This window comes from Clostridium sp. ZS2-4, from assembly GCF_026719745.1.
Classification (GTDB): domain Bacteria; phylum Bacillota; class Clostridia; order Clostridiales; family Clostridiaceae; genus Clostridium_H.
This window is the reverse complement of record NZ_JAPPRQ010000102.1, coordinates 1-6,509: the sequence shown is the minus strand read 5'-3', so window position 1 is coordinate 6,509 and position 6,509 is coordinate 1. Positions and strand designations below refer to the sequence as shown.

Below are 6,509 nucleotides of genomic sequence, written 5' to 3'. Positions count from 1 at the left end.
GTTGTTCCTGTAAAAACAGAGGCAGATATACCAAAGGATAAGATTTTTGAATGTGTAAAAGCTCTAAAAGGATTAGCAGTTAAAGCACCTGTAAATATTGGTGATGTTGTTTTAGAAAACTTTGCTGGTACTGGTGTAAATGTAATTGCTACTAAAAAAATTAAGGCTATATAAGTTTGCTACATAGGTATATGTAAAAAAAAAGGCGATTTTATCGCCTTTTTTACATATACCAAATTTTTTCGTCAGTTGTAGAAATGCCTATAGCTCCTGATTTTATGCTTTCAATTACATCTTCCTTATCTTTTATCAAGCCACCAGTAATAATAGGTTTTCTTGTCTGGTGATGTAATGTTTCAGTTATTTTACCCATAATTCCTGGTAAAATTTCTACTGCATCAGGATGAAGAGTTCTCATAGCTTCTACAGCGTTGTTTAAAGATAGAGAATCAAGAATAAAAAATCTTTGTATTGCAAACATTTTCATTTCTTTTGCAGCTTTAATCAAAGTAGCCTTTGTTGAGATTATACCATCAGGCTTAATATGTTCGTGTATATATTTTAATGCTGTTACATTTTTAGAAAATCCATCTATTAAATCTATGTGAATAAATATACTTTTACCTTGATTTTTTACTTTGTTAACGATTTCTCTTAAGTTAAAAATGTCTCCTTTAAGAAGAAAAATAATTTCACAAGGAGATTCTATGGCACTGTCCAGTTTATCAAGGTCTTTAACAGCAGCAATTATTGGACTTATCTGTATTCTATCAAAAAATTCATTCTTCAATATGTTCACTCCTACTTTTTTTACTATATTCACCTATATAATACTATAATTGCATTATATATGCAATTAAAAAGCTTGGAGCTAAATTAAATTACAATTTTTACCAAGAGAGTAAATAAAAAACGCCATACATGGATGTGGGAGGGAAATACGAGATTTCGATTCCATGTATGACTTATGGTTTTATTTATTAATAATTATAAGTTTACTATTTATTAATAAATACTTTAATTAAATTATGCTATATTTATTTTTATGAAGTATAAAATTTCTACTCCTAGTTTATATTGTATTATTACTTTATTTCAATGTCAACAAAATGATTAGTATTATTTAAATTAGTATGAAATTTTTTATCAAATGACCATATATTTCTTACATCCATAATAAATGTACAAACATCTTAAGACTTGTAGGCAAGCAGTATTAAAGGTATAATAACTATTAAAGATTATTTTTAACAAAAATTGTGGTAGGTATTATCTATGACAATAAAATAATTATTGATAATTTAGAAGAATTTATGTCAATAATAGATAATACTATAATGGTAATACAAGTGTAAAAGCAGCATTGGATATGACTGTTTATAATTTGTTTTGGCAAAAATACAATAATTATAAATTAATTTTATTTTAAAGTAATTTTATGGGAGGACATAGAATGTTTAATAGCAAAAAATTTAAATACTTGATTTATTATGTTGCTGGTGTTCTAATACTGCTTATCGCATTGAACTCAGTTATGAAAAGTTTTGGAACACAGCATATCAAGTATAGTGAGTTTGAAAAAATGCTTTCAGAGAAAAAGATTGAAGAAGTACAAATAACTGATAATGAATTAGTAATAATGCCTAAAGTTAAAAATGGTGAAGAGAAAAAAGTACTTTATACAGCTAATATTGAAAAGCAGAATTTATCAGATTTATTAGATGAATTAAAGGAAGCAGGAATTAAATACGATGGTCCTGTGAAAAATAATAATCCTTTTATGAACTTTTTCGTAGAGTGGATACTGCCTTTATTAATATTTATTGTAATAGGTAGAATCATATTTGGAAGTATGGAAAAAAGAATGGGCAGTGGGGTTATGTCTTTTGGCAAAAATAATGCTAAAATTTATGCTGAGAATGAAACTGGAAAAACTTTTGCAGATGTAGCAGGACAAGATGAGGCAAAAGAGTCTTTAGTTGAAATTGTTGATTTTTTACATAACCCTGAAAAGTATATTGAAATAGGTGCTAAGCTTCCCAAAGGTGCTCTTTTAGTAGGACCTCCTGGAACAGGAAAAACACTTCTTGCAAAGGCAGTAGCTGGTGAGGCTAAGGTTCCATTTTTCTCTTTATCTGGTTCCAGCTTTGTAGAGATGTTTGTAGGTATGGGAGCTGCCCGAGTTAGAGATTTATTCAAACAAGCAGAAGAAAAGGCACCATGTATAGTGTTTATTGATGAAATTGATGCTATAGGTAAAAGTAGAGATAGTGGAGTCGGTGGGGGAAATGATGAAAGAGAACAAACTTTGAATCAGCTTCTGGCACAAATGGATGGGTTTGATGCTTCAAAAGGAGTTGTAATACTTGCCGCTACAAATAGACCGGAAGTTTTAGACAAAGCACTATTAAGACCAGGTAGATTTGACAGAAGAGTTATTGTAGATACTCCAGATTTAAAAGGAAGAGAATCAATCTTAAAAGTTCATGCAAAAGAAGTAAAAATGGCAGATGATGTGAATCTTGAAGCTATTGCTAGATCAACTCCAGGTGCAGTAGGTGCAGACCTTGCCAATATAATAAATGAAGCTGCACTCCTTGCAGTTAAAAAGGGAAGAAAAGCAGTTATACAAGAGGATTTGGAAGAAGCAATTGAAATAATAATTGCTGGTAAAGAGAAAAAGGACAGAATAATGTCTGATAAGGAAAAGAGAACTGTTGCTTTCCACGAAGTTGGTCATGCATTGGTAGCAGCTCTACTAAAGCATACAGACCCTGTTCATAAAATCACTATAGTTCCAAGAACAATGGGAGCGCTAGGATATACTATGCAGCTTCCAGAAGAGGAAAAATATTTGGTAAGTAAAGAAGAAATGATGGACAAAATAAAAGTGATGCTTGGGGGTAGAGCTGCTGAGGAAGTAGAATTTAATACAATATCAACAGGTGCATCAAATGATATTGAAAAAGCAACTCAAACTGCAAGAAATATGGTTACTATTTATGGTATGACAGATAGATTTGATATGATGGCACTAGAATCAGTTTCTAATAGATATCTTGACGGCAGACCGGTTAGAAATTGTAGTGCACAAACAGAAGCTGTAATTGATGAAGAAACTTTAAAGATAATAAAATCAGCCCACCAAAAAGCAATTGAAATTTTACAAGATAACAGAGAATTACTTACAACTATTTCTGAAAGACTTATTGAAAAAGAAACTTTAATGGGTGAAGAATTTATGGAAATGGTTAGAATGGAATATCCAGAAGAATTATCTAAAGAAGAAAAGGCACAAATAGTATTAGATAAAGAAGAGCAAAAAGAAGAAAACATGCAATAATTTATTTAGAAAAGAGTTGAAGTTAATGCCAAATAATGAGTTGGAAAAAGAAATTGAGAAAGAGATTCAACTAGAAGCTGAAAAACAAAAGCTGGAAGAAACTGTTGAAATAATAAAAACTGAACTTATAAATTATATTGAAAAAAGAAAGAATATTACTCAATATTTGATTGATAGTAGAAAAAAGGCGGTAGAAGAATATAGAGATGATGAAGATAAGCTAATTGAGTATTTCGATCATGAAAGATTTGTAAGGGAAGAGAGTTTTAAAGCAATTGATAGAAAGTTTAAAGAGCTTACTATACTTCAACCTTCTCCTTATTTTGGAAAAGTTACTTTCAAAGAGAAGGAGTTTGAAGACCGAGATTCCATATATATAGGTAGATTTGGAATCACTCCACAGGAAGCTTATGAACCAGTAGTTGTAGATTGGAGAGCACCAGTAGCGGCTTTATTTTATGCAGGAAAGCTTGGGGATGCTAAGTATGATGCTCCTATGGGAAAAGTTGAAGTTGATATAGAAGGAAAAAGACAGTTTATTATAAAAAAAGAAAAGCTTTTAGGAATGTTTGATTCAGAAATAGATGTTAAAGATGAAATATTACAAATGGTTTTAAGTAAAAAGGCTGAAGAAAAACTAAAAGATATAATTATGACCATTCAACAGGAACAGGATAATATTATAAGGCTGCCTAGAGAAAAAACAATAGTTGTAGATGGAGTAGCAGGAAGCGGAAAGACTACAATAGCTCTTCATAGAGTAGCATATCTGCTATATAATTATAGAAAGATTCTTCAGGATAAGGTTCTTATATTGGGTCCTAATAATATATTTATGGAATATATATCAACTGTTCTGCCAAGTCTGGGAGAAATAGGAGTAAAACAGCAGACTTTTACGGAATTTACTCTTGATCTTTTAGATATAAATAATATTATGGATTTTAGAGAGTATATGGAGAAAATAATAAATAAAGACGAAGACTTTACTAAAGAAGTACTCTTTAAAATTTCAGAAGGATTTATTAAAGAGTTAGACAAGTTTATAGAGGCTTTAAATGAAAAGTATTTCAAGATTGAGAATGTTATTTTTCAGAATCAGGTAATAGTACCAGAAGAATCTGTAAAAGAGCTTTTTGATTACTATGAATATATGCCTTTATTTAGAAGAAGTAAGAAAATAAAGAGAATACTTTTTGCAAAGATTAGAGATGTTAGAGATGAAAAAGTAAGAGAAATAGAAAAAGTGTATAGAGAATCTATTGCCAAATTAAGTGAAGAGGAAAGAATTTTAGAAGAAACTAGCTTAATGTTCCAAAAAAGATTAAAAATTAGAGAAGTTATACAGGAAGTAATAATTTCAAAAAAATCCTTAGATTGGTTGGATAATGAAGAAGTTATAACTTTATACAATGACTTGAATGGAAATAAGCAATTAACAGTAGATGATTTAGCTCCTATTTTATATTTGAAGATTAAACTGGAAGGATTAAAGCTGGATGAAGAAATCAAGCATGTTGTTATAGATGAAGCACAGGATTACAGCTTGCTTCAGTTTATAGTAATTAAGGAATTAACTAAAGCTAATGGCTTTACGATTGTTGGAGACAGGAATCAGAGATTATTACCTGTTATAGGGGAAGTATCTATGTTAAAGCTTGATAAGGTAATGGATAATGTAGAACAGTTTAATTTAAATAAGAGCTACAGGTCGACTAAAGAAATTATGGAATATGCAAATAACTATCTAAAGGATGATAAGATAGTTCCACTAGTAAGAAATGGAGAGAAAGTTATAGAGAAAGACTTCAAATCAAAAGAAGAATTTGTAGAAGAAGTTCGTGAGACTATTCATAAATTGAGAAATGAAGGATTTGAAAGTATTGCAATAGTATGCAAAAATCTTGAAGAAACTAAAAAAATAGCTTCTTTAATTAGAGAAAAGACAGGAATAAAGGTTTTAGACAGAGAGGATATAATTTATAACAAAGGAGAAATAGTTATTCCTGCATATTTTGCAAAAGGATTGGAATTTGATGCAGTTATTATCGTTAATTCTCAAGCATATGAAGAATTAAAAGAAGATAAGTTAAAGTATGTTATGTCAACAAGAGCACTGCATGAGCTTTATGTTTATAATATAAACATTTAAAAATATGTAACTTAGAATTTAATTATTGAGAAATTAAACCCCCTATGCATGCATAGGGGGTTTAATTATAAGAATTTATAGATGTTTATATTCTTTTTCATATTTTAAAATTTTAGCGATAACCTCGTCGATTTTTTCTTGTACTTTATCAAAATTCATATTTGGTATAAAGTGTTTTTCAAGTTCATCGTGAAGAAGTTTTGCTTCAGATATAATGCTTAATCCTTTATTAAGAAGCAAATAGAAGGTTTCTTGAGACTTTTCAATATTAGCTTTATTTCTGTTGAGAAGAACTTTATTTTGGAAGTCACTCATATTGATTTGCTTTCCAGCAGAATCACTTGTATTTATTTCATTTGAGGTTAATATGGCAGTACTTAGATTTGGTATGCATATATGCTCTATTCTTTCAGGAATTAATGGGTCATGATAGACTTCCACATATAATCCACGTTTTACAGCCTCTTCTAAGATGTATGATAGTGTTGAAGTTTTTCCAGTTCCAGGACCGCCTTTTAATACATATACATGCTTGTAATTTTTGGCGATTGAATCGATATAAGTTACTATTCCGTTTGGAGTAAAGGCAGTTGCAAATAAATGTCTGCATTTAGCTGTGATTGAAACATCAGTGTTTTTAAATAATTCATTTTTCAAGTCTTCTTTAAAATTATTCAATTTAGATATATTCAATGCCTCAGAATTATAGCTGCTCCAATCATCATGAATTATTCTAGAAGCACCAATATACCTGTATGCATGTTTAAATGTTTTGCCTACTTGTTTGTTTATAGAGATTATTGCATTTCTATGAGCTTTAAAACCATCTTCATTCCAACATTCTCCCATATTTAGGATTTCATCAACAGCACCAGGATTTATAGGGTCAACTACATGTGGTGCGGTTCCATCAAGTAAAGCTATATTTAACTCTTTAATAACCACTCCATCTAAGGAAGTATTATCAGAAGAACAGTGATGATATTCTATATCATAGCCTTTTTCATTAAAGTA

5 protein-coding genes are annotated in these 6,509 nt (G+C 30.0%); 3 read left to right on the top strand and 2 right to left on the bottom strand.

All coding sequences use genetic code 11. The features are described 5' to 3' along the window. Positions 1-174: DUF1667 domain-containing protein (locus OIO11_RS12205; RefSeq protein WP_268071738.1), on the top strand; the 174-nt coding region annotated here is incomplete at its 5' end. A 49-nt stretch (positions 175-223) separates the two neighbouring features. Here OIO11_RS12205 and OIO11_RS12200 read toward each other — a convergent pair. Beyond that, complete coding sequence (locus OIO11_RS12200) at positions 224-799, bottom strand: glycerol-3-phosphate responsive antiterminator (protein ID WP_268071737.1); 576 nt, start codon at positions 797-799, stop codon at positions 224-226. A 639-nt stretch (positions 800-1,438) separates the two neighbouring features. Between OIO11_RS12200 and ftsH the strand changes: the two genes are divergently transcribed. Both ftsH and OIO11_RS12190 read left to right on the top strand, forming a co-directional pair. Continuing rightward, a complete protein-coding gene (ftsH, locus tag OIO11_RS12195) occupies positions 1,439-3,343 on the top strand; it encodes an ATP-dependent zinc metalloprotease FtsH (protein WP_268071736.1) in 1,905 nt (634 codons plus the stop codon). Between the two features lie 25 nt (positions 3,344-3,368). Further along, positions 3,369-5,495, top strand: a complete 2,127-nt coding sequence (locus tag OIO11_RS12190; protein WP_268071735.1) for a HelD family protein — start codon at positions 3,369-3,371, stop codon at positions 5,493-5,495. Positions 5,496-5,570: 75 nt separating this feature from the next. Here the strand turns inward: OIO11_RS12190 and OIO11_RS12185 are convergent. Next, positions 5,571-6,509: ATPase (locus tag OIO11_RS12185; protein ID WP_268071734.1), on the bottom strand; the 939-nt coding region annotated here is incomplete at its 5' end.